General features: G+C 38.2%; 22 protein-coding genes. 19 read left to right on the top strand and 3 right to left on the bottom strand.

Annotated features, from left to right (window positions below; translation table 11 throughout):
- Positions 1–22: 22 nt before the first annotated feature.
- The 19 genes from NSU19_RS16430 (at position 23) to NSU19_RS16340 (ending at position 21,267) form a co-directional block, all read left to right on the top strand.
- On the top strand, positions 23–2,173 hold the full coding sequence (locus tag NSU19_RS16430) for an NEAT domain-containing protein (RefSeq protein ID WP_339197418.1): 2,151 nt from the start codon (positions 23–25) through the stop codon (positions 2,171–2,173).
- A gap of 634 nt (positions 2,174–2,807) precedes the next feature.
- Entirely contained in the window at positions 2,808–3,104 is a 297-nt protein-coding gene (locus tag NSU19_RS16425; protein ID WP_066249497.1) for a WXG100 family type VII secretion target, read from the top strand.
- A 241-nt stretch (positions 3,105–3,345) separates the two neighbouring features.
- A complete protein-coding gene (gene esaA / locus NSU19_RS16420) occupies positions 3,346–6,603 on the top strand; it encodes a type VII secretion protein EsaA (RefSeq protein ID WP_339197416.1) in 3,258 nt (1,085 codons plus the stop codon).
- Positions 6,581–7,093 carry a type VII secretion protein EssA gene (gene essA, locus NSU19_RS16415; RefSeq protein ID WP_339197413.1) on the top strand — a complete coding sequence of 171 codons (513 nt, stop codon included), beginning with the start codon at positions 6,581–6,583 and terminating at the stop codon, positions 7,091–7,093. Before esaA ends, essA begins: the two co-directional genes overlap by 23 nt.
- A 14-nt stretch (positions 7,094–7,107) precedes the next feature.
- Positions 7,108–7,359: an EsaB/YukD family protein gene (locus NSU19_RS16410; RefSeq protein WP_066249503.1), complete on the top strand. Its 252-nt coding sequence runs from the start codon at positions 7,108–7,110 to the stop codon at positions 7,357–7,359.
- Positions 7,360–7,416: 57 nt separating this feature from the next.
- Entirely contained in the window at positions 7,417–8,739 is a 1,323-nt protein-coding gene (gene essB / locus NSU19_RS16405; RefSeq protein ID WP_339197410.1) for a type VII secretion protein EssB, read from the top strand.
- A gap of 160 nt (positions 8,740–8,899) precedes the next feature.
- On the top strand, positions 8,900–13,435 hold the full coding sequence (essC, locus tag NSU19_RS16400) for a type VII secretion protein EssC (protein WP_339197407.1): 4,536 nt from the start codon (positions 8,900–8,902) through the stop codon (positions 13,433–13,435).
- Complete coding sequence (locus tag NSU19_RS16395; protein ID WP_339193342.1) at positions 13,428–13,820, top strand: chorismate synthase; 393 nt, start codon at positions 13,428–13,430, stop codon at positions 13,818–13,820. Before essC ends, NSU19_RS16395 begins: the two co-directional genes overlap by 8 nt.
- Positions 13,807–14,106 (top strand): WXG100 family type VII secretion target, encoded by a 300-nt coding sequence (locus NSU19_RS16390; RefSeq protein ID WP_066249517.1) that lies wholly within the window; start codon positions 13,807–13,809, stop codon positions 14,104–14,106. Before NSU19_RS16395 ends, NSU19_RS16390 begins: the two co-directional genes overlap by 14 nt.
- Positions 14,103–14,807 (top strand): DUF5081 family protein, encoded by a 705-nt coding sequence (locus NSU19_RS16385; protein WP_066249519.1) that lies wholly within the window; start codon positions 14,103–14,105, stop codon positions 14,805–14,807. The genes NSU19_RS16390 and NSU19_RS16385 overlap by 4 nt, the downstream gene beginning before the upstream one ends.
- On the top strand, positions 14,800–15,129 hold the full coding sequence (locus NSU19_RS16380) for a hypothetical protein (RefSeq protein ID WP_066249523.1): 330 nt from the start codon (positions 14,800–14,802) through the stop codon (positions 15,127–15,129). Before NSU19_RS16385 ends, NSU19_RS16380 begins: the two co-directional genes overlap by 8 nt.
- Positions 15,130–15,133: 4 nt before the next feature.
- Positions 15,134–17,275: a hypothetical protein gene (locus NSU19_RS16375; RefSeq protein ID WP_339197405.1), complete on the top strand. Its 2,142-nt coding sequence runs from the start codon at positions 15,134–15,136 to the stop codon at positions 17,273–17,275.
- A 3-nt stretch (positions 17,276–17,278) separates the two neighbouring features.
- Positions 17,279–17,518, top strand: a complete 240-nt coding sequence (locus tag NSU19_RS16370) for a hypothetical protein (protein ID WP_066251013.1) — start codon at positions 17,279–17,281, stop codon at positions 17,516–17,518.
- Positions 17,519–18,186: 668 nt separating this feature from the next.
- Positions 18,187–18,324 (top strand): hypothetical protein, encoded by a 138-nt coding sequence (locus NSU19_RS16365; RefSeq protein ID WP_158640224.1) that lies wholly within the window; start codon positions 18,187–18,189, stop codon positions 18,322–18,324.
- A 17-nt stretch (positions 18,325–18,341) separates the two neighbouring features.
- Positions 18,342–18,746 (top strand): hypothetical protein, encoded by a 405-nt coding sequence (locus tag NSU19_RS16360; protein ID WP_066251015.1) that lies wholly within the window; start codon positions 18,342–18,344, stop codon positions 18,744–18,746.
- 54 nt (positions 18,747–18,800) lie between these two features.
- A complete protein-coding gene (locus NSU19_RS16355) occupies positions 18,801–19,523 on the top strand; it encodes a TNT domain-containing protein (protein ID WP_066251017.1) in 723 nt (240 codons plus the stop codon).
- The gene (locus NSU19_RS16350; RefSeq protein ID WP_066251020.1) at positions 19,520–20,161 is read left to right on the top strand and encodes a hypothetical protein; all 642 of its coding nucleotides are present in this window, start codon (positions 19,520–19,522) and stop codon (positions 20,159–20,161) included. Before NSU19_RS16355 ends, NSU19_RS16350 begins: the two co-directional genes overlap by 4 nt.
- Before the next feature lie 402 nt (positions 20,162–20,563).
- The gene (locus tag NSU19_RS16345; RefSeq protein ID WP_094244501.1) at positions 20,564–20,920 is read left to right on the top strand and encodes a hypothetical protein; all 357 of its coding nucleotides are present in this window, start codon (positions 20,564–20,566) and stop codon (positions 20,918–20,920) included.
- Positions 20,921–21,096: 176 nt separating this feature from the next.
- Positions 21,097–21,267: a hypothetical protein gene (locus NSU19_RS16340; protein ID WP_157727863.1), complete on the top strand. Its 171-nt coding sequence runs from the start codon at positions 21,097–21,099 to the stop codon at positions 21,265–21,267.
- 555 nt (positions 21,268–21,822) lie between these two features.
- Here the strand turns inward: NSU19_RS16340 and NSU19_RS16335 are convergent.
- The 3 genes from NSU19_RS16335 to NSU19_RS16325 form a co-directional block, all read right to left on the bottom strand.
- Positions 21,823–23,400, bottom strand: a complete 1,578-nt coding sequence (locus NSU19_RS16335) for an IS66 family transposase (RefSeq protein WP_094245431.1) — start codon at positions 23,398–23,400, stop codon at positions 21,823–21,825.
- Positions 23,401–23,461: 61 nt separating this feature from the next.
- The gene (gene tnpB, locus NSU19_RS16330) at positions 23,462–23,818 is read right to left on the bottom strand and encodes an IS66 family insertion sequence element accessory protein TnpB (RefSeq protein WP_003352857.1); all 357 of its coding nucleotides are present in this window, start codon (positions 23,816–23,818) and stop codon (positions 23,462–23,464) included.
- A complete protein-coding gene (locus NSU19_RS16325) occupies positions 23,812–24,132 on the bottom strand; it encodes a hypothetical protein (protein ID WP_003352856.1) in 321 nt (106 codons plus the stop codon). Before NSU19_RS16325 ends, tnpB begins: the two co-directional genes overlap by 7 nt.
- Between the last annotated feature and the right edge of the window lie 76 nt (positions 24,133–24,208).

Below are 24,208 nucleotides of genomic sequence, written 5' to 3'. Positions count from 1 at the left end.
TTGTGATTAGGGAGAGATCAGCTTGAAGAGGAAAAGTAGGTTATTATGGATAGGTATTGCAATATTCCTGTTGACTTTATCACCTATCCTTCCAATATTTCATAATGTTCATGCGGAAGGGGCAGGATTAGTAAATGGAACATATGAAGGAGTTGATTATCGTTATTTAAAAGATGGAACTGCGGAAACATCAGCAGCTCATGGTTATTTGTATGTTGCTAATTCAGGAAGATTGATTATAGAAGATGATACGATAATATTTGAGCATGAAATTACAGCAGTAAACAAAGATTATTTACCTTATATTGGTTATCGACTGCCAGGTAAGCCAAAGGCTGTTATTTCAGGTGATAACATATCTGGTATGGATGGGTATCAGCAAGTTCAGCCAGAACGAAAAGATAATGGGAATTATGTGATTCGTTATAAAATGGAGGATGTAACAAAAGCTTTAGATATTTTAATGCATGTGCATATGGAAAATGTCCCTGGTATGTCTGGTGGCATATATGATAATTGGTACAATGTTCAATTACAATTAGATACAAGTACTCTACCGATTGATGTTGAAACGGATAAATCTGAATTGGAAAAAGTGCTTGAGGAGGCAAGACACCTCTTTAATACAGTGCATCCTAGAGGGACTTTGATTCCATATGTTTATTCTGAAGGAGAACATGGCTATGCTGTCCCCGAAATTCAAAGAAGGCTTGCCAACGCTGAAAACGTTTATAATAATCCAAATGCTACACAAACAGAGGTTGATGCAGCAATAGAAAGTCTAAAATTTGCAATGGATTCTGTAAAGAGGGATCAATTCTTTAAGATAGAGCCTTTAAGATTTAGAGTTTTAAACTCTATTGGTGATGATGCAGAACTGTCCGAGCATGCAGGTGATTTCGGCGAAGAAACAACAGCAGTATTAAAGCAATTTGGAACATATCAAACTGTTGCTAATATTCCTGTTCATTTACCAAAAGAAACTTTACAAATTTATAAAGCCGCAGATACTGCAAATGGCGGTTTTTCAAGTGCTATGTCTAAAGTGTATTTTGTAGAAGCGAAAAATGATACTAATATTTATCAAATAAACATTAGGCACAAGGATGCTGGAGACGATGTTTGGAAAGGCATTTCTTATGTGAAATATAATACGGATGGTGTGGAAAAAGAAGTATATTTAAACTTTAATGTCAATATCCAAGAAGACTTAAAAGATTTCGTTGAACTTGCAAAGAAAATCGATCCAAGTAAATTGGAAGCTGATGGGGAGCATGTGAATACTTTTCAAACGTCACTTAATGAAGCTGAGAAGGTTAGTAACAAATTAGCCGCAACAAGAGTGGAAATTTTATCTGCTACGCAAGCATTGAAAGAAGCAGTAACAAATATTCTAAAAACGAAACACTATGATGCAGGCACATATGTTCTCAGTTTAGCAGATTTTGGAGCGGATTTTGCGAATTTTGTTGAAAAAAGCCATTTAATTGTTGATGAAAATGGTCAATTAAGCTTACAAATCATTCCGAAAGCTAATGTCGAAGTTAGCTTACAAAATCAAGAAACGGGTGAGGAAATAGCAGCTGATTCTTCACATATTTTTAAAGATATTGATCCATCCATACCGTATACTATAGAGATTTCAAATAATGGGGAAACTGCTGCTTACTCTGTATATTTTGCGCTTATCACAGCCGAATTGTTAGCAGAGCCTGAACAGCCGGGAGGAAATCCTGAGCAACCAGCAGAGCCTGAACAGCCGGGAGAAAATCCTGAGCAACCAGCAGAACCTGAACAGCCGGGAGAAGATCCTGAGCAACCAGCAGAACCTGAACAGCCGGGAGAAAATCCTGAACAACCAGCAGAACCTGAACAGCCGGGAGAAAATCCTGAACAACCAGCAGAGCCTGAACAGCCGGGAGAAAATCCTGAGCAACCAGCAGAGCCTGAACAGCCGGGAGAAGATCCTGAGCAACCAGCAGAACCTGAACAGCCGGAAGAAAAAATCGGACAACCAACAAAATCTGAACAGTTAGCAGAAGAAAAGAAGGAACTAGAAGGTAAAAAATTGCCAAATACAGCTACCAATCAATTTAATTTCCTACTGATTGGCATTATTTTACTTGGAATGGGGAGTATATGTTTTGCTGTTGTAAGAAAAAAATATAACTAAAAAGAGAATGCCAAGTGAAGATCCAAAAAATTGATAGCCTTGCCTTGCAATGGTCTAGTCCAAAAAAAGTAGAAATGAAGAAAAATCCCGGAAGTAATTGTCTTATTTAGAGGTAATTGCTTCCTTTTTTCTTGCCAATATAGGCAAGGGTATTAGATGTTATACGGGATTAACTGTTGTAAGCATACTTTTCCGCGTTTGCATCAAAGAACAGGTCCTTAGGGTTATCAAAATTTCAAAAAAAGACAGCATTTTTAACTACAATCGGCATCCTCCTAACAAAAAATCCTCAATTATGAAAGCGCAATATAAACAATTTCCATTACCTAGATTTTTTTACAAAAAATAAGTTATATGCACCATAAAATGTAACATAAAAACCACAAATAACCAATTTTAGAATTCCGAATTACTGGTTAAATGGAATTGTATGCCATCAATTGTTTTTAGAAAAAATCATAGGTTCGAGATAATTTTGGGCAAAAAGTACTGTGTGAAATTTGACATCTTTCATCGGGCGTTTGACTGTTTTTCCAACTATTGATAAATACATTTATAGGAAAATATTTATTAAGCATTCGATATTATTTAAAGAAACGAATGCCACAAAACTATTTTGAAGGAGATGGATATTTTGGCAGGACAAATTCGAATGACCCCAGAGGAGCTAAAAGCGAAGGCTCAGCGTTATGGGCAAGCTGGTTTGCAAATTGAGCAAATTTTAAGAGATTTAACAAATTTACAAAATGAACTTCGTGCTGAGTGGGAAGGCCGTGCTTTCCAAGGATTCGATGATCAATTTAATCAACTAAAACCGAAGGTGCAAAACTTTGCCCAGCTTATGCATGATATTAATACGCAATTGAATAGAACAGCGGAAGCAGTAGCTCAACATGATGAGCAGCTATCACGCAATTTTGGGCTTCAATAATCAATCCGCGTTGACTTCATGTCTAATACCAGGCTTAGATGGTTGGACGACTTCCGTGTTGTCAAAAAAGCCACGCGACGATGTTGTGTGGCTTTTTTCTTAATACATAAATATTTTCGGAATGGATGTGCAAGGAAAAATGAGGCGTTGGCAAGAAGGCAGTGCCTTTGAGGATGTTTGTCATGTTTGGTTTTCATCCCAACATATCTGTATGTCATTCACATAAAAGGAGGTGAATGGAATGAAGAGATTTGTGCTCAATTCTTTCTTGTTTCTTGGACTGGTGCTCATGCTTTCCTCAGGAAGTTCCTACTTAGCATTAAACCAAGTATCGAAAAGTACAAATGATGATGAGCAAAAAATGACTGTTGCTTTAGTAAATGAAGATCAAGGCGGCACCTTTAATGGCAAAAAATACGCATTTGGCAATGAATTTGTGAAAAGTATTGAAAAAGATAATGAACATGATTGGTATATTGTCAGCCGTGGTGTTGCTGAAAGCGGCTTTAAAAACAATTTGTACAACATGATTATTATCATTCCAAATGATTTTACAGAAAAAGCACTATCAATGAATGATAAAAATCCGGAGAAAATCACTTTAAACTATAAGATTAATGCATCGGGCAACAGCAGCATGAAAGCCCGGGCAGAAAAAACGGCTAGTTCAATTTTAGAGGATTTTAATCGTCGAATTATTGATGTTTACTTCGCTAGTGTAATAGGAAACTTACAAAAGGCCCAAGACAATGTTGCTGAACTTGTCAGGGAGGAACGGAATCATACCAATATATATAATCATGATATTCATCAACCATTATCTGGTTTCACTAATCAGTTTGCGACAGTAAAGGATCAAACAAAGGTATCAACCGATGCTTTCAAAGGTCTGGAGGATATCTTGCAAAATTACCAGAGCTCCTTTGTTGAAGGGGCAAAAGCAACAAATGCTTATCAAACAAATTTTTTAGATTTCCAACAAATGAAAAATGCTCATGAAACTTTGGCAAAAGGTTTTGCAGATCAGCTAACAGCATTCGACAGCAGTCTAAACGCTGCAGACGTTCAGCAAAATATTAACCGACTGGTTGAAACCAATCAGGCAATTTATAATCAGTTCCATTTCAATTCCATGGAGAACCAAAATATTTTCTTGAAGTCTGAAGCGCTGAAGATGTCGTTAAAATCAACATTGGAAACAATAGACAGCTATGAGCAAGAATTATCGAAAAAGCTAGAAAATGAAACAGAGGAAAATATTGCGAAAAAACTGGCAAAACAAATGAAAGATGGTGTCGGAAACAGTTACGTTTCGTTAAATCAAATATTTGATACTCCCGATAAAATTGTCCAAAAAACGATTAAAAGCCAAATTGATAAACTTCAAACGTTAAAACGGGAAGAAATTGATGATTTAAACATCGATGAGTCGGTGAAGAGCGACATCAAAATGGTTATCAAGGTGACAAACCAATTTAATCGGGAATTTCAATATCAGCCACAACCATCCAACGGTACGGGGCTTCCTTTAGCAAATTTAATAAACAAAGTGAAAAAGGATTTAACGGAATCAGGGACCGTTTTTTCAGACAATGCAGCTATTCTAGGCGGAAATATTGAGAGTCAAAATATAAATGCGGCAGTTCCTGAACTTTTTCGTATTCATGAAGTGACATTGACTCTTCCTAATGGGCAAACAAATGTTTTTAAAGTGGATGGAGATCAGAACAACGTTACATTTGATCTTCCTGTCACTGAAAAAGGAAATATTACAGTCAACATAAAAATAAGCTTGAAGGACGAAAATGCGAAAATTGATTTATTTCAGCCTGTTGCATGGGAATGGAAGATTATTCAAAAGCATAAAAATACAGAGGCGCCAGAGCCGTCTGATCCATCTGATCCATTGCCGCCAGAAGAGCAACAGCCTGATCCTGAAGCTCTAAATATGAATGAAAACAGTAATTCCGAATCGAAACAGGACGATTCAAATGATGAGAATACAAATGAACCTCCTGTTGAAAGAGAAGATATTAACAATGTTATCTATCATAAAGTAATGTCTCAGCTGATAAGTGATCCGGCTAATACTTTCATGAAAAGCCTTAATGAAAGTATCAGAGATTATCAAAAAACAGCGATGTTATATGAATTATATTTTGGGAAAAGTATTTCCGATTTAGCCAATGGATTGGAACAACGTAGCTTGGGGGATATGGCTGCAGAGGATTCTCTTTATTACCTGTTCCATAAACAAGATATTGTAGAAGCCATATCCGACTATATGGCCGGGAAAATAACTGAGGATGTCAGAGCTGAAACGGAAGACCTTAAAAATAAGATAGCAGGTTATAAGCAGCTAGTTCAGAAAACTCAAAATCATTCTGACGAAATGGCTTTATTAGTCCAACAAGCGACGATACAAGCAGAAGAATTGAATCATGGCATTACCAATACATTACAGCGGTTGGAAGCATGGCGGGAAGCCAGTTTGAAGCTGCAAAACGCAAATAGTGAGATACAAGCCGGTCAAAATAAAGAACAAAGCGCTGTTCTGTCCTTAGACGATCAACTTCAAACATTGCTGGTTACAAGCCAATCCTTGGCAGATCAATCTGAAAATGTATTGATTTCAACAGACAGCGTCTATAAAACTTTTGATGCGATTGATAAACAGGCTGACAATATTGTAAACAGCGGCGACACATTAGTGAAAAAGGCTCAAAAGCTTTCAAATGATTTGACCAATAAGCTGCTGAAGGATCAAGAGTTTGCTGATAACTTTGGACAAGTGTTAGCCAACAGCCGCATAGGCGACCGTCCAAATGAAAACTTGTTGAATTTTCTATCAAATCCGGTGCAGACAAAAAACAGCGAAGTGAAAGTAGTTAAAGATACCTTTATCCCTTATTATTTGGTGTTAATCTGTTTTATTTTGGCTTTATTTACTGCATACGTCATTGCAACGTCTGAAAGAAAAAGATTGATAAAGGATGATTTCTCAGAAAACAGAACATTGGTTTGGAAAAATACTCCGATCACATGGGTGACAGCAGGAATTGGCGTTATCGAAGGAATCATCATCGGTTTGCTGTCAGGTTCTTTTATCGATATTCCACAAGAAAAATATTTTCAATGGATTGGCCTGATCTCCCTGATTATGTTCACCATGGTGCTGGCAGGAGCTTATTTGCTAAGACAGCTTAAAATGATCGGGATGTTTTTGCTTCTTGGCATGTTAAGCCTTTATGTATTGTTGACAGAAACTCTTGGGCTGAATTTCGACAAACAGTCTTTAGCATCTACATTGCAAGAATTGTCGCCACTGCAATATATTGAGAAACTGCTATTAGGTTTTGTTGACGATACAAAGTACGATCCATTGATCATCACCATATTAGTGGGGACAGCATTTTTAAGTCTTGTCGGACATTTATTTGTGATAAATGGGTTTACACAAAATAAGGAGGCAAGGGATGAAGCAGCTAATCCGAATTAGTATTTTAGTTGCTGCAGCTATAGGCGTCCAGCCTTTGCTTTCTGCACATTCGTTGGCAGATGAACATTTGGATCACAGTGGGAAGCTTGATTTACAAGTAGACCGTATCAGCGATGACATAAAAACACAAGAATCCCAAAGTGAGAGTGAAACTGAACTGGAAAAAATCGCGCCCGGTTTGTTTAAAAAACAAACTCGGGCTGCGGTCCAGAAAAAGCAAAAAGAGCTGGATCATGCAGTGAATCATCTAAAAGAAGAAATTTTTGCCGATTCGGTGGCGAGCGATGCAAAAACAAGCTTTTACGATGCGAAAAAGACATTATTTTCACAACATTTTTTTACGCAGCATTCTTCTCCCGCTAGCCAAAGCACTGCGGATCATGCAGAGAAGAAGGAAAGGGTAAATCAGATAGCCATTGGATTTCTGAGCGGATTTGCTGTTATGTTGGTCGGCGGAATTTTGGCTCTTATAAGAAAAATAATGGAGTAAAGGGGAGATCAGGAATGCCCGTTGAAACGCATATCAATGTGACCGTTGATTTTAGTAAATGGGGGAAAGGCCGATATGATGTGAGGATACCGGCACATCAGCCGATAAAACAGCTGCTGTCGAACTTGAATGAATCTTTAAGGCTCGAACTCCCTAATTATTCCCTTTTTGCGGTAAAAATCCCGACTAAAGAACTTTTACTGGCGGATGACGACCAGATTAGCGAGTTCCCAGTGGCGAATGGAGATATTTTACTTGTTTTATAGAACAAGAACCATGCTTTTTATTATAGCCTGTGTAACGTTGAAAAGGAGTCAGAAATCATGAAGGAAAAAACAATTAAAATGGATTCCGTGTCTTATCATTTTTTTATTGAAAACAATCAATGGAAATTAGAACTGGCAAAATCGCAGACCCGCGTGAAAGATATTCGTGAATTGGCTCTGATGAAGGAGAATACAGACCAGTTTGTTCCGGTAGAAGTGGAGGACGGGGAAGAGGTTCTCACTTTCCAATTTATAGTTGATTCCAATATGAACCATTGGGAAACCATTCAAAGCTTGGGGCGAAGTGACAAGTTGCGATTGCTGTGCAATCTGGCCCGTTTCAGAAAAATTTTAGATACGCGAATTACGTTCTTCCTGCATCCACATAATCTCATATTTGACGATAATCTTATACCTTTTTTGGTTTACAGAGGCATTCGACAGGTGCTACCCCCCTATGAGATCAACGACGAAACCTTCCTGCTGCAATATAAATGCTTGAGTATCGCCCTATTTTCAAAAAAATATAATTTCGATGAACTATATGCAGGTTCATGGAAAAATGCAAAAGATACCGAGTTTGAACGTCAAATCAGTGAAATTGATCATTTTGATGACTTTGTTGAATTTTTACACAATCAGTATCGCAAGGAAAAGCGCGAAACAGAGAAAAATATGCAAATCGTTCCAAAAAAAAGATTTCAGCTATTTAAACGTTTATCCATTGCCATGATCGCAGCTGCAGTCATTTTGGCTGTTCCTGTTGTATACTTCGGCTTTTTTAAGCTGCCGTTTCAGCAGCACCTTTTGGAAGCGCATAGGGCTTTTTTATCCAAGGATTATTCAGAAGTCATTTCAGATCTCGAAAGTGTCAATCCTGAAAAATTGCCAGATTCGGGAAAATATATATTGGCCTATTCATATGTTAAATCCGAAAATCTGGGCGATGAAGAAAAAGACACCATTATGAATAATATTAGCTTAAAAAGCGATCCTAACTACTTATTGTATTGGATTTACAATGGCCGCGGAGATTTGGATAAATCACTTGATTTAGCGATGTATCTCGATGATCCGGTGTTAATCATGTACGGCTATATTAAAAAAATTGAGAAGGCAAAAAATGATCCAAACTTAAGTGGAACCGAACGGCAAAACCAGGTGCAACAATATGAAGAGAAGTTAAAATCGTATGGAGAAAAATATGGTCTGGAATCTTTGTTTGTGACGGATCCGGAGAAAGCCAATCCAACTGAAGAAACGGGTGGATCCGCGCCGGCAGCTGCAGAACAACAAGTAACCGATCAAGCAAAGGGGACACAGACAGATCGAACGGAGAAAAAGGTTCCTGAACAAAACCAAACAGAAGAAACGAAATGAGGGGATCTTGCCTGCATTTATGAGCGGCTATCATTTTAATAGTTCAGCTGATTTTTAGTTTTAAAGAATTAAACGTTACGATTCATGTACCCCAATCATTTCGCTTACTGGAAAAAAAGGCATGCGTCTTTCTTAATTGCATGTAGAGAGGGAGAAAGAGATGGCACAACGATTATTACTGGTGAGTTATGATAAACAATTGCATAAATGCCATTTACATGACCATGAACCGAAAAGAGTATCAATCGGCGGCCAATGGTCTGACACTATTACCTTTCGCGGTTTATCCGACACCATTTGGGTGGATTGGGATGGTGAAACATGCAAGGTTGAAAATAAATCATTGATAAATGGTGCCATTTCATTACAGATAAACAATATTCCGCTGGAAATATACCTTACGGAGCATAATGATTGGCACTACTATGACATTTCCAATAAATTGAACATTACCTTTGGCAAAAATACGTATGATGATGTGCAGATTCCCAATACTGCTATTGATTTCGTATTGTTCCGTGATCAATTGGGAGACTCTTTTCAAATGGCTGTCTATCAGGGCACTGTCTATCATAACTATACATTTGTGGATGGAGAAGAAGTGAAGATTGAAGCGGGGGATGAGCTTTTTTTTGCCGGTGTAATGGTCAGAGTGACCAGAGATCGTTTGGAGATATTGGCCTCCGAACCCTATATATCTAAATTGGTGCCATTATATAGCGCACAAAGCAAGTATAACGCGGATTATCCTGATTATCACCGTTCACCGCGCATTATTTACCGTGTTCCGGAAGATAAACGGAAAATTGCTAAACCATCCAGCAAGCCAAGCAAACCGAGTGAACAACTTGCCCGTGTCATTGTTCCGCCGCTAGTCATGATTGCAGCCTTCGTACTCGTTTCCTTTTTTCAGCGAAGCGGCATTTATTTAATTGTGATGCTGTCTATGACGATTGTCACAGTTATTTTTTCCATCACCTCTTATGTGAAAAGCTTGCGGCAATATCGATTGGATATGAAAGAACGGGAGGAGAGCTACCGGGATTATTTGAAGCAAAAAACACATGAATTGTATCAAGCAAGTGAAGAACAGCGCCATGCCTTAAACTATCACTACCCAAGTGTGGAGCAAATCCGTGATATGGCCTTAAGGGTGGACTCGCGGATTTACGAAAAGACGAGGTTTCACCATGACTTTTTAATGTATCGCGTTGGAACAGGGACAGTGGATGCCAGCTTTGACATCGAATTCAGCATGGAAGAATTTACACAGGATAAAGATGAACTGGTCGAGGAGGCGCGCAGCCTTCGATCACAATTTTTAAAATTGCATGATGTTCCGATTGTAACGTCCTTGTTAAATGGGCCAGTGGGATATATTGGTCAGCGCCGTCTTGTGTTGGAACAGCTGCAAATGCTCGTCATGCAAACAGCCTTATTTCACAGTTATCACGATGTTCAATTTGTGACGATATTCCCGGAGGAAGAAAAGCAACAATGGGCTTGGATGCGCTGGCTGCCGCATGCCAGTTTGCGTGATTTAAATATTAGAGGTTTTATATACCACGAGCGATCTCGCGACCAGGTTCTCAATTCGCTCTATCAAATTTTAAAGGAAAGAAAATTAACAATTGATGAGAAAGCGAACAAAAATGAGAATATCTATTTTTCACCGCATTTTGTCATTTTTATTACAGATGAAAAGCTGATTTTAGACCATACGATCATGGAGTTTTTTAATGAAGATCCAATCGAACTTGGTGTTTCGCTCGTGTTTGTGGAAGATGTCATGCAGTCATTGCCTGAGCATGTAAAAACGGTGATTGATATACGCGATGCCCACTATGGCAACATCATTATCGAAAACGGCGAATTGGTAAACAAACGGTTTGTTCCAGATCACTTCCCGGACGGTTTTAACAAAGAAGACATTTCCCGTGCTTTGGCTCCTTTAAACCACCTGCAAAACTTGAAAAATTCCATTCCGGAAAGCGTGACTTTCCTTGAAATGTACGGCGTGGAAAAGGTTGAGGAGCTCGGGATTGAAGAACGCTGGGCACGAAACGAAGCATATAAAAGCCTGGCAGTACCGATCGGACTGCGGGGAAAAGAGGATATTGTCCAGTTGAACCTCCATGAAAAAGCGCACGGACCGCACGGGCTGATCGCCGGGACGACGGGTTCGGGGAAATCTGAAATCATTCAATCTTATATTCTCTCGCTTGCCGTTAATTTCCATCCGCATGAAGTTGCATTTTTGCTGATCGACTATAAAGGCGGCGGGATGGCGAATCTGTTCCGGAAGCTGCCGCACCTGCTCGGCACCATCACAAACCTTGACGGTGTCCAGTCGATGCGCGCGCTTGCCTCGATCAAAGCCGAACTAAAGAAGCGCCAGCGCTTGTTTGGAGAGCATAACGTCAACCATATCAACCAATACCAGAAGTTATATAAAACGGGCGAAGCGAAAGAGCCGATGCCGCATTTATTCCTGATCTCAGACGAATTTGCCGAACTGAAAGCGGAGCAGCCGGATTTCATGAAAGAACTTGTCTCGACCGCCCGCATCGGTCGTTCGCTCGGCATCCATCTGATATTGGCAACGCAAAAACCGAGCGGGGTTGTCGACGATCAAATTTGGTCCAACTCGAAATTTAAACTGGCACTCAAAGTCCAAAACACAAGCGACTCGATGGAAATTTTAAAAACACCGGACGCCGCTGAAATCACCTTGCCGGGACGCGCCTACCTGCAAGTCGGCAACAATGAAATTTACGAACTATTTCAAAGCGCATGGAGCGGCGCAAATTATGTTCCGGATCAGGAGGACCAAGACCTTTTGGACACGACGATTTACGCGATAAACGAGCTTGGCCAATATGAGCCGATTTCTCAGGATTTAAGCGGCCTTTCCAACCGCAAAGAAATAGTAAAAGTCCCGACTGAACTCGAAGCTGTCGTCGACTGGATCAACGCCTACGCTGAAAAAATCGGTGTGGAAGAATTGCCAAGACCGTGGCTGCCGCCGTTAGAAGAGAAGATCTATTTAACGGAGCTGCATCAAGTAGAATATACAGAAGCTTGGTATCAAGAGAAGCAAGGGCTTGAAGCGACCATCGGCTTTTTAGATTTGCCGGAAATGCAAGAGCAAAAGCCATTAACCTTGAATTTGGAGAAGGATGGACATTTAGCTGTTTATTCCAGCCCAGGCTATGGGAAATCAACCTTTTTGCAGACTTTGGCAGTGGATATTGCCAGACAGTATAACCCCGAAAGAGTTCATATGTATTTAATCGATTTAGGAACTAACGGTTTGTTGCCATTGAAAGATTTGCCCCATGTCGCCGACACCATTATGGCAGATGACGAAGTGAAAATGGCTAAGCTTATTCGCCGCTTACGAAACGAGATGAAGGAGCGCAAGCAGAAATTAAGTAAATACGGAGTTGCCAACATTCGCATGTACGAAAAGGCAATCGGCGAAAACGTTCCGGCGATTCTACTCATAATCGATACGTATGATTCCGTTTTAGACTCTTCTTATAAGGATGATTTTGAGAATATGGTCGCGCAAGTTGCAAGGGAAGGCGTCAGCGTCGGTATACATCTTGCCATCAGCGCAGGAAGGCAAAGCGCGTTAAGAGCGCCTCTCCTCGCCAATATTAAACATCAGATTGCCTTGTTTATGATAGATGCTACAGAAGTTCGCAATATTGTAGGGAGAACGGATTTATCGATTGAGGAAATACCAGGCCGCGGCCTAATCAAATTGGATCAGCCAACTGCTTTTCAAACAGCTTTGCCTGTAAAAGGCGAAGATACGCTGCAAATCATTGAGGGAATCCAAACGGAGAGCAAAGGTATGCGTGAAGCGTGGAAAGGCAAAACGCCGGCTCCAATTCCAATGGTTCCAGAAGTGGTTGAATTTTCTGTATTCATTAAACATCCGAAGGCAAAAGATATGTTGGCGTCAGGAGGCATTCCATTTGCGGTGGATTTTGAAGAAGTAGAGCCTGTAGCACTACAGGTTGTTGAAGACCAAAATACATTAATTTTAGGAGAAATGGCTGATGCAGTGGAACAAACGTATTTAACTCTTCTATCCAGCATTTCGCTCAATGAGCACATTGATGTCGGTTTGTTGGATAATGCTGCAGCAGCATTCCAATTGTATCAAAACCATGTCAATTTGTATGCGGATAATGGAGCTTCAATGGATTTGTTTGTAGCCAAAATTCAAGAACTATACGAGGCAAGGGAAGACGCATTTCGCCAAATCCAGTTGGAAACAAACGGGCGAGCGACCATACGCGATTTTAAGAACCAAATCCGTCCGCTCGTTGTTTTAATCACCGATGCCTCCTTTGTCGTTGAAACGATGTCGGCGCTGTCGCAGTCAACGCTTGCAAAGCTGATGGAAACGGGAGCAAGACTTGGAATCTATTTCATTATTGGCGGAATCCCGGGAAGAATTGAAAGAATGTATGATGACATTTCCACTATGATCAAAAAACAAAAAACGGGTGTGTTGATTGGCAGGGTTGCCGACCAAAATATTTTGGAAGTGATGAATCGGCCGTATAAGGAAAAGAACCTGCCGCCTTACGAAGCTTATTATATCCGATATGGAAAAGCGGTAAAAATTAAAATCGCCGCGCCATATCGTACAAAGGAGGAAGTGAGCGAACATGTTTGATTGGTTCAAAACGGCGACGGAGAAAAAAAGAGATGATTACCATAAGCTTTACGAAAAACTTCATGATGCACTTTCGGATTATGATCAAAATGTTTTGGAAGCAGAAGGAATCTACGAAAGCTATGTAGGAAAAGCAGCTCATTTATCCATCTCAGACATTCCATCAAACGACTTCGAACCTAAGCGGCAAGAACTCAATCAGAAGCTGAATAAATATTTCCAACTGGAAAAGCAGAAAAGAAGCTCTCTTGTGTCCGCCAAAAATAAGGCATACGAAAGATACATTTACTATAAAAACTTAGCCATTAAAGAAGCGAGGGAGAGAGCGGAAAGAGAGGAAAGAGAACGGAAAGAAAGGATGGAGCGGTTATATGGGAAGCGTTAAAATCAACGGTGCCAAAGTAAATGAAGCGAAAGAAACGGCAAAAGCGCTTGAAGAGTCGATTAGAAACACGAAGAACACATGCAGCCAATTAATTTCCTATATTCACTCGGCGGGGTGGAGTGGAAAATCACGAGACGCATTTCTTACCTATCTCGAGATTATACACAAATATCATCAAGAGATGGAAAAGGCTGCAGCGAAACAGACAAAAGCCCTGAATAATTTGGAAAGTTATTTCCATGACTTTTTGAACGATCCATCAGTTAAAGAAGTGAGAAACTTATGAACGTTGCTCGCGATGCTTTTAACGTACCGGAATTATATTTGTTGGCTGCGGCTTTTGGATGCAATACGATATTCGGCCTCCCGGATAAACAAATTTACCAATTAAAGGGAGAAGAAGTTTTTAAAGAAGCTCACGAACGCTTAAAAGAAAAACAAATATTAGATTCTGCCGGCAAAATCACAGAGGCGGGGGCCTTGGTCATTCAAGCACTGGAACATTATGCTCAAAGTGAAAAATATGTGCGAATTAATAATTTAATGTTTGCTTTCTTCGAGAAAACAAATGACAAGCTGATCGTTTTGGTGGAACTAGAAAATAACTTATACCAATTAAGGATCATGGCCAAAGCTTTTGTTCTCAAATTGCTAAGCGAACAGTTTCCGTTAATGTCAAGAGAACCGGCGCCGCTTGAAAAAACTTTTTTAAAGCGTGAACTAACCCATGAAGAAAGGCGAGAAGTAGAAAGTTTTGAACCGGAAAAAATGTTTATGAATCTTGAATTCTTTCATATGACTGAACGGCCGATGGAGCCTGACAATCCGAAATTCTATCAGCAGTGGATGATTTTTACGAAAGATCAAAATCTGATTATGGTGGATATCCCACAAAAGAAATACTACCATGCAAGCCAATATTGGTTTCTGAAACTGCTCTTTGACGAATTGGAATTTCCTTATAAGGAGGCAAAAGCGCATGGCTAACGCGAATATGGGCGGAGGAGGATCCGGCACCATTGATGTCAATCCGGATGAAATCACGACTGTTTTTAATTATTTGAACAGAATTCTTTCGGAATTAGAGGAAACGGCAATTCCCAATATAAAAAAACTAAGCAGCCTTGATTACTATACGGCGGGCAAAGCGATGAAAGCGATGGCTGTATACGATGAAGCGAATGAAAAGATCATGGATTTGTACGATCATTACAGTCGTGCAGCAACGTTAGTAATGGACATTTTATTAACCATGATGGAAGTGGACCAACAAATTGCGGAACAGATTATAGCAAAATTGGAGGTATAATCGGATGGATGTCAAATATATACCTTCCGAATGGGAAAGGACCAAGAAAGGCATTGGCGATCTGATCGGCCTCGGTGCATGGGGAAAAGGCATGATCGACAACTTAAAAGATATCAGTGATCTTTTGGAAGACGCCCAATCAGACATCGCCAAATATGATAGCGACGGTGTCATCTCTTTCACCCACACGGACCGCAAAAGCCAATATCAACAATTATATGAAGATTATCTCGTCCTGCACCGCTTTAGCGGCCGTGTCGGAGATATTGTCGACCGTACGATCGATGAGCCGTTTTATCAAGATATCGATGCTTTTGTCGAAGCGATGCGCAACTTATCGATATCAGAGATCAAGACGAAAAACCACATCGGTGTTAAAGAAATAATCGTCGTTCCAGGAACTTATGGCACACAAGAGACGATCGAAGTGCCAAAAGCCGAGGTCGGACTAGAAGATCTGTTCAGCGGCAGCAACTACTATGCCAGGCTGATGGAACGGGAATACGCCTCATGGAAAGAACTGAATCCCCACCAGGACTTTTCGGAAAAAGAATACATAAAGAATGCATTGAATTCCTACGCCTTTCAGTATGAATCGATCAAAGACGGGCAAATGAACAAAGAATTCTGGGGGCAAATAGCGGCGCTCGTCGTGATTGTCGGCGTCTCATTTATTTGTCCGCCAGCAGGGATGGCATTGGGCATGGCCTATGGTACACTGGAATTAAGCTCGGCCGTTTCCGGAAAAGACTGGATTTCAGGGAGGGAACTAGAAACAGGCGAAAGAGTATTCCGTGGTGTCCTCGCTCCATTGGATATCGTCCCTGGCGTCAGCGCGCTTTCTAGATTCAGCAGCGCCGCCCGCTTTTCACCTCTAAGAGAAGCAAGTGATCTTCAATTATTAACGGGGTTAAAAACGGGCTTCCAGCAAAAATCACTACGTGCCTGCGACATGGTTGTCCATGCTGAAAAAGACATCGTTGCCCGCATTCGAAATGCGAAAGCATGGGCGAAGGAAATGCCTCAGCATTTGAAAACCGGCGCAGCAAACGGTGCGTTGCAAGTCGGCCGATTCGTAGACAACGCCATAACAAATCTGAAAAATGCGATCCCTGACCGGCAAATGGGATTCGCCATGGAAGGGGTTGGGGATGTTAAGGTTCCGGCGGAAAATACGCATGCGGTGGAGAATAAAATCCGGGCATACTTGAGTAAGGTCGATGGGGTGAATGTTGGGGGGAATAAAGTTAACAACGATGGCTTCGAATATAACATTAAGGATATGGGAACAGGCGAAAGTACTATAGATCCTAAATTAGAAAAATATGTTTGTGAATCATTTGAAGGTATAGGGAAAGAGGCACAAGATAATTTCAATAAATATCTCAGAGATAATGTTTGGTGTGATGAAACGTTATCTAATGCTGAAAAGATTGAAATTATGAAAGCTAACTTTAATAAGTTAACACCGGAACAAAAAATAAATTTTAATGTTTTAAATGATGTTAGAGTGATAAAAAATGCTGATTATTCTAATTGGGGAGAATGGCCAGATATTGACTGGCCAAGTTTTCCAGGTTTGAATAAAGATACTGCAATTGGTGTATTTAATAAAGAAACTGGAGAAATATTAATTCCAAGTGAATTAGATAGAATTGGAAGTCCTTTTGGTAACAATTTAGGTGTGGTAGAAAATGGTTATCATAGTACACAAAGTGAACGTTCTATTTGTTATATTGAAAATGAGTATGCGAGGAACACCTATTATTTTGATAAAACGTACTATAAAGATGCAATAGATGCTATTAAAAATTTTAGTATTGACCATCCAGAATATTCTGTTAACAAAATAAATTCTATTATTGATAAATTAAATATAAAGAATGGAACAAATAATCCTCATATTACTGAAAATGTTATTGCCAATTGGTATTCTCAATATAAAGCTTTTCAATCAAATCCTGAATTGGTAGCTTTGTGTAAAGAAAAAGAAATAGACTCAACATATGGTGTTATGGGGGAAGCAGCTCCATGGGAAAAAAACGGTGAAATAATAACTACGGGTGGTGCGAAACAAATTAACACTCCAATAAATGTGAAAGCTTTAGAGGATATCGGTATATTACAAAATAAAGGAGGTTGGTAAAAAATGACACGAACTGAATATGAAAATAAAATAAAAGAGTTAGGCATAGATTTGGAAGAATTGAATATTGTTATTGGTAGAAAAACCAATGTACCATTTTCAACAGGTTGCTACTTAGAAGGTGATAATTGGATCTTATATAATGTGGATGAAAGACAAAATTTTTCAATTATCGAAAGGGGAAATGAGAATCAAATTTTCAAATTTTTATATATGATAACGATGGGAAAAATAGGTAGATAGAAAATAAACATTTTAATTTGACCGCACTACTTATCCAAAGCTTCTAAGCTATTCCATGTCGTTGAAATAAAATTAATAATTAATGGAAATTAAATTTGACCGTAATAAATGGTTCAGAGAAGAGGGGCTTTTGAATCCTTTTTATGTTATCCATGATAATAAAGAGCCAATATTGTAACAGGTTCGGAAGTAATATTTAATAATGAAAGTGATGCCCTTGATAACTTTATAAAAAGGTTTATAACAGTAAAGTTGTTATTTTAAGATTAGCAAGAACAATAAGGTATTTAAGTAATAGAAACATAAAATATTTTCTGTCAATAAATGTGGTAGAGCATAAAATTTTTTAATAGAGGGATCGACAGAATTTTTGAAGGGCTGTCCAGAAAGTCAAATCGCCATTGAAAACAAAAAATCATAAACACCGATATATCAACTTTTCTAAAACATTAATGGGGGTGTCAATAAGCCGTAAAAACGACTTATTAGACACCCCTTTTTTCCATAAATAGACAATCCTATCAAATTACCGAGGTGAATAAACATGATCAGAAAAGGCCGTTTCGCCACTTATAAGGGAAAAGAATATGAAATGACTCGTAATATGGATGGAAATCTAATAATAATAAGTAGGATCCAGAATCGTTAAAGTTGGGATTTGTGGATAAATGAGAGTTCCTGAATGGAAATTTAAAGGTTACTTTGCTCCAAAAGATGGGGCTGAATTGTATGAAGTAATCAATGGAAAAGAATTTTTACGCGCTATATATGATGAAGACGTTGGTAGATTTGTTCCGATACAATAATTACTGGAGGGATTATTTTGAAAAAAGGATTATATGCCAAATATAAAGGTGAGGACTATAAGGCTAGATTAATAGAGAATAAAGTTAGGTTAATTAGCTATAATGCAACAAATTTAGATAAGGGGTTTAACGAAAAAAAATATCCAGATAATTATGACATTAGTAATCTCCCTAGAGTGTATATTAAAGAAGTTGAACAGAATGAGATAGAAGATATTTATGAAATAGAACTTATTGGAGTGATTGATGGACTAGAGGTGCAAATATTAAATGAAAATGTTAATGAATATCTTGTTGCTACATCTGATGTTACAATAGGAGTTGAGTTAGATCTAGACAGAAAAGATCGAGATACATTTATGGATTGGGTGCCAAAAAGTAGAGTTAAAACTATAACACATAAGAAATCAGTCATACTCTGATTTTCACAAGGTGGGAATTTACTAAACATCGAGTAGGAGGCTAATGAATTAGAAGTGCCGCAGCATTTGAAAATCGGCGCAGCAAACGGTGCGTTGCAAGTCGGCCGATTCGTAGACAACGCCATAACAAATCTGAAAAATGCGATCCCTGACCGGCAAATGGGATTCGCCATGGAAGGGGTTGGGGATGTTAAGGTTCCGGCGGAAAATACGCATGCGGTGGAAAACAAAATCCGGGCATACTTGAGCAAGGTCGATGGGGTGAATTTGGAGGACATAAAAGAAATTAAAGATAATTCAAAAGGTTTAAGTCCAGGTGATAAAGCGAAAATTGAAAAATGGATGTATCCACCCAGTGAGGAAAAGTACCTTAAATATAAAGATGTATATGATAATCCAAAATATTATAATCAAGAAACTGGAGAAGTAATATGGCCTCCAAATGATGGATTCGCAGAAGAACCGGTTGACACAATCCTGAAAGAAGGAATGTTAATAGATAGATATGGAGAACCAACTGGAGGCTTCTTTTCTCCAAAGGGTGTTCCGTATGAAGAGAGAGCGCTCGCATTGCATAGTGACGAAGCAAACTATTACGTTTATAGAGTATTGGAAGACTTTAGTGTTAAATCTGGTAAAGCTGCGCCTTGGTTTGGCAGACCAGGCGGGGGAACACAATTTGTAAAATACCATGAAAATGGGAAACCTTATACAATTAATGAATTAATTGAAGAAGATTTAATTGAACTTGTTTCTGTAAGGAAGTGGAGTCCATGATGAATGTGCTTGAACTCTTAAAGAAGGATCCTAATCTTTTTATCGTTGAAAATGATAACCAATCGTTAAAAGAAGTTTCTGTCTATCAAAAAAATTATGATAAAGACAATGTGTATTTCGATATGTCTATAAGATGTAAAACTGATATTGTCAACAAAAAAATGAGATTATATGAAGTCCAAAGAAATAAAGAATTTTTGATTGGACAATATGCCGATTCGGAATTTGGCCAATTGGCATTTTATATAGTTGTGTATAGTTACTTTAATCAAGATAAACCAAGTAATAGCGTAAGAAAAATGCTGCGAAATATAGGAGAAGATGTTAATAAAGCAAATAAAATCCTTGAAGATCATATAGGGAAAAATTATTTTTCTTTGTATAGAAAAGAAATTGGAAAAATAAATATTGATAAAATAAATGACGATCGTTGTGATGTTTTTTACTTGTCTCTTGAGAATAATATAATCCCAATTGTCCGAAACAAAAGATTGACAAGTGCATTTGTGATAATTTATAATTATGGCTTTTATTTAAAGCAATTTGACTCCTTAATGAAAAAGATCATTTCACATTACAATTTAAAATTAAAGAAAGAAGAAACAGAAGAATTAAAGAGATTGTATTTAAAAAAATAATTACAGCGGTGATAGTTACGAAACTGATTTAATTTATCATAAACACTAAAATATGAAGTCTTAATTCATAGAACCTCAGCTTTTTCTTTATTATCGCGGTATCTCGACATGGGCCGGTCCCAATCGGTCTAAGGGTTGATGACGGAATGAGCAACGAAAGACTTTGAAAAATAGCACTTCTTTGTAAAAAATGTTGGGGGGAATAAAGTTAACAACGATGGCTTCGAATATAACATTAAGGGTACGGGAAAAGGCGAAAGTACTATAGATCCTAAATTAGAAAAATATGTTTGTGAATCATTTGAAGGTATAGGGAAAGAGGCACAAGATAATTTCAATAAATATCTCAGAGATAATGTTTGGTGTAATGAAACGTTATCTAATGCTGAAAAGATTGAAATTATGAAAGCTAACTTCAATAAGTTAACACCGGAACAAAAAATAAATTTTAATGTTTTAAATGATGTTAGAGTGATAAAAAATGCTGATTATTCTAATTGGGGAGAATGGCCAGATATTGACTGGCCAAGTTTTCCAGATTTGAATAAAGATACTGCAATTGGTGTATTTAATAAAGAAACTGGAGAAATATTAATTCCAAGTGAACTAGATAGAATTGGAAGTCCTTTTGGCAACAATTTAGGTGTGGTAGAAAATGGTTATCATAGTACACAAAGTGAACGTTCTATTTGTTATATTGAAATGAGTATGCGAGGAACACCTATTATTTTGATAAAACGTACTATAAAGATGCAATAGATGCTATTAAAAATTTTAGTATTGACCATCCAGAATATTCTGTTAACAAAATAAATTCTATTATTGATAAATTAAATATAAAGAATGGAACAAATAATCCTCATATTACTGAAAATGTTATTGCCAATTGGTATTCTCAATATAAAGCTTTTCAATCAAATCCTAAATTGGTAGCTTTGTGTAAAGAAAAAGAAATAGACTCAACATATGGTGTTATGGGGGAAGCAGCTCCATGGGAAAAAAACGGTGAAATAATAACTACGGGTGGTGCGAAACAAATTAACACTCCAATAAATGTGAAAGCTTTAGAGGATATCGGTATATTACAAAATAAAGGAGGTTGGTAAAAAATGACACGAACTGAATATGAAAATAAAATAAAAGAGTTAGGCATAGATTTGGAAGAATTGAATATTGTTAGTCTCATCACCATATTCTGTGATGTTCACACAATTCCGGAAATAAGTTAGCGAGATTGATACTCAATCTAGAGTAGCTCCTTCGTCAGCTTGCAGACCACTAAGTTGGTAGATGGAAGCGGTCAAGTGCTTTCCTTGACGGATTTCATTCTACCAACTACAATGCGGAAAGCTGATGAAGGGCATGGTTAAGCAACCTGATTTTTATAAGTTTTACCTGTACATGTAAATTTGCACATTATTTCAGGCTGACTTTTTCAAATTATTTTGGTTCGTTTTCTGAAATAATGTGCAATTTTTTTTGCGGATTATTTTAGATTTTGCGATTTTCCCCAGGTTCTTTGCACATTTTTCCGGTCGTTTTTCGATGATTTTTCCGCCCCTCTTCGAAAAAAATGGAACCCTCCGTACAAAGAGCTCCGATCGCTTAGTAAAGTAAGCGTAAAATAATCCCCACCTTTTAATGATAGGGATTAAATACTATTATTGTGATAAGTTATTAAAAACCCGACAATTCAAAGGAATTGTTTTGGACCAAGGAAGTAGTTGATCAAGCTCATCCATATTGCTTATATCCATATTGGGAAGCCTTTCAAATAAGTAGCGAAGATAATAAAATGGATTTAATTTATTCTCTTTTGCTGTCTCCACAATACTGTAAATGATTGAGCTGGCCTTAGCTCCTTTCGGAGTATTGCTAAAAATCCAGTTCTTCCTTCCGATCACAAATGGTTTAATGGATCGTTCACTTCGATTATTATCGATTTCTAATCGTCCATCCTCTAAAAATGCCACGAGTTTTTCCCATTGGTTGAGGCAGTATGTAATGGCTTGACCTAATAGACTCTTTGGTAAAACATTGCTTTTCTCTGTTTTTAGCCATGCTGAAAAAGCCTCCAACAATGGTTGGCTGTGTTTAAGTCGTTTTTTATATCGTTCTTCTGGTGTACATTCTTTCAAATCACGCTCGATGGCAAATAGCTGATTACAGAAATTGAGTCCTTCCCGAGCTGTGACTGCTGAATGACGTTTGGATTCAGGAAGTACGTTTAAAGCCTCATCGAACTTTCTGCGGGCATGAGCCCAACATCCAACTAATGTTACGCCGGATACCTTATGGTATCCTGCATATCCATCGACATGCAGGTATCCTTTAAACCCTTTTAGGAATTCTTTGGCATGTTCTCCTGCTCTAGTTTCCTGATAGTCATAAAGGACAAGTGGTGGATCCTCTCTTCCAGTCCGATAAAGCCACATGTAAGATTTCGATGTGCTTGACCTTCCAGGTTCATGTAAAACCTGAACAGTTGTTTCATCCGCATGTAGAATGTCTTTAGAGAGGAGATGCTCTTTCATTCGTTGATAAATTGGCGCAAGCCATTTTTCGGCACCATAAAGCATCCAATTGGCCATGGTTTGCCTGGATAAGATCACACCTAATCGTTTGAACTGTTGTTCTTGGCGATATAGAGGTAGCCCCTCTACATATTTTTGATTCATAATATATGCCATGCTTGACGGTGAAGCTAAACTTTTTGGATACACAGATTTTGGGGCAGGTGCTGTAACGATTGGTGTCTCTATTTCATTACGCTCACAATGACGGCATCCATAGACATATCGAACGTGTTTTAAAACTTTGACTTGAGCCGGAATAATCACTAATTCTTGTCGTACTTCTGTGCTCATTTCGTGTGTTTTTTCACCGCAACACGAACAGACCTGCTCTTCTTCGGGTAAACGATATTCAATCGTTTCCATAGGCAGGTTTTCAAACGTAGCTTGACGTTGACCACGTTTCTTTTTACGACGATATGTAATTGTTTCAACAGTTGGCTCTTCGGCTTTTACATTAGACTCTACCTCTGCTTCATTGAATAAAGGTAGTTCTAATTGATTAGGATTTGTTTTTTCGCTTGAAGAGCCAAATTTTCGTTTTTGACTAAGACGATACTGTTCTTCATACCATTGTAATTTCGCCGTCAATTCAACGATTTGCTGTTGAAGTTTTTCAATTAATTCAAATGGGTTTTGGTTAGGATTCTTTAAATTTTTCATCATGTAGTAATAATTCGACGGTTTTAGCTATTTTCCTCCAAGGTTTTTGTTAAAAGTAAAAAATTCATATAACTGTTCTAGCCTTTACTTCTGGGTGTGCTTTCTTTTGCTCCATTGCAAGACCATCCAATAACCAGCGTAATTGCCGATAACTAATTTGTATCGTTCCAGTGTCATTTTCATTTGGCCATTGAAATTTTCCTTTTTCCAATCGACGATAATAAAGCCAAAAACCATTATAGTCCCAGTGAAGAATTTTTAATTTATCTCGCTTTCGATTACAGAACACAAAATAGCTTGATGAAAAGGGATCTAAATCAAATCCCTCTTTCACCAAAGCAGCTAATCCATCAATGGATTTTCTCAAATCAGTACTTCCTTTTGCCAAGTAAACTCGTTCAGCTCTTGTACCAACTAACATGTTGATTTCAACGTCCTAACCACTTCTGAAAGAAAGGCCGGATCGAAACCAGGTTTTACTTCAATTGAAATCCCACTAATTTCAATCCGTAATGAATTTTCAACTGTTTGTGAATGATCTTCTAGGGTAACGGATGCCCATTTTGTAGACTTTCCTTGATTTTTTATTGGATTTTCAATTTTTCTTAACCAGTATTTAAACTGGTGAATACTCCATTGATTTTCCTTGCACCAGTTTACTTGAGTTTGACCGCTTTTACGATAGTCAGCGATTCGTTGTTCCCAAACCTTTCGTAATTCAGGATTCTTAGGCATAAAAAAACCTCCTTCAATTTCATCTTGAGGAGATTATCTCATGAAATTAGCACATCAAGAAGGTGTGCAAGATTTG

It is taken from the genome of Aeribacillus sp. FSL k6-2211, from assembly GCF_037966125.1.
In the GTDB taxonomy this organism is placed as follows: Bacteria; Bacillota; Bacilli; order Bacillales; family Aeribacillaceae; genus Aeribacillus; species Aeribacillus composti.
The sequence above is the reverse complement of the archived record's forward strand: the minus strand, read 5'-3'. Positions and strand labels throughout refer to the sequence as shown.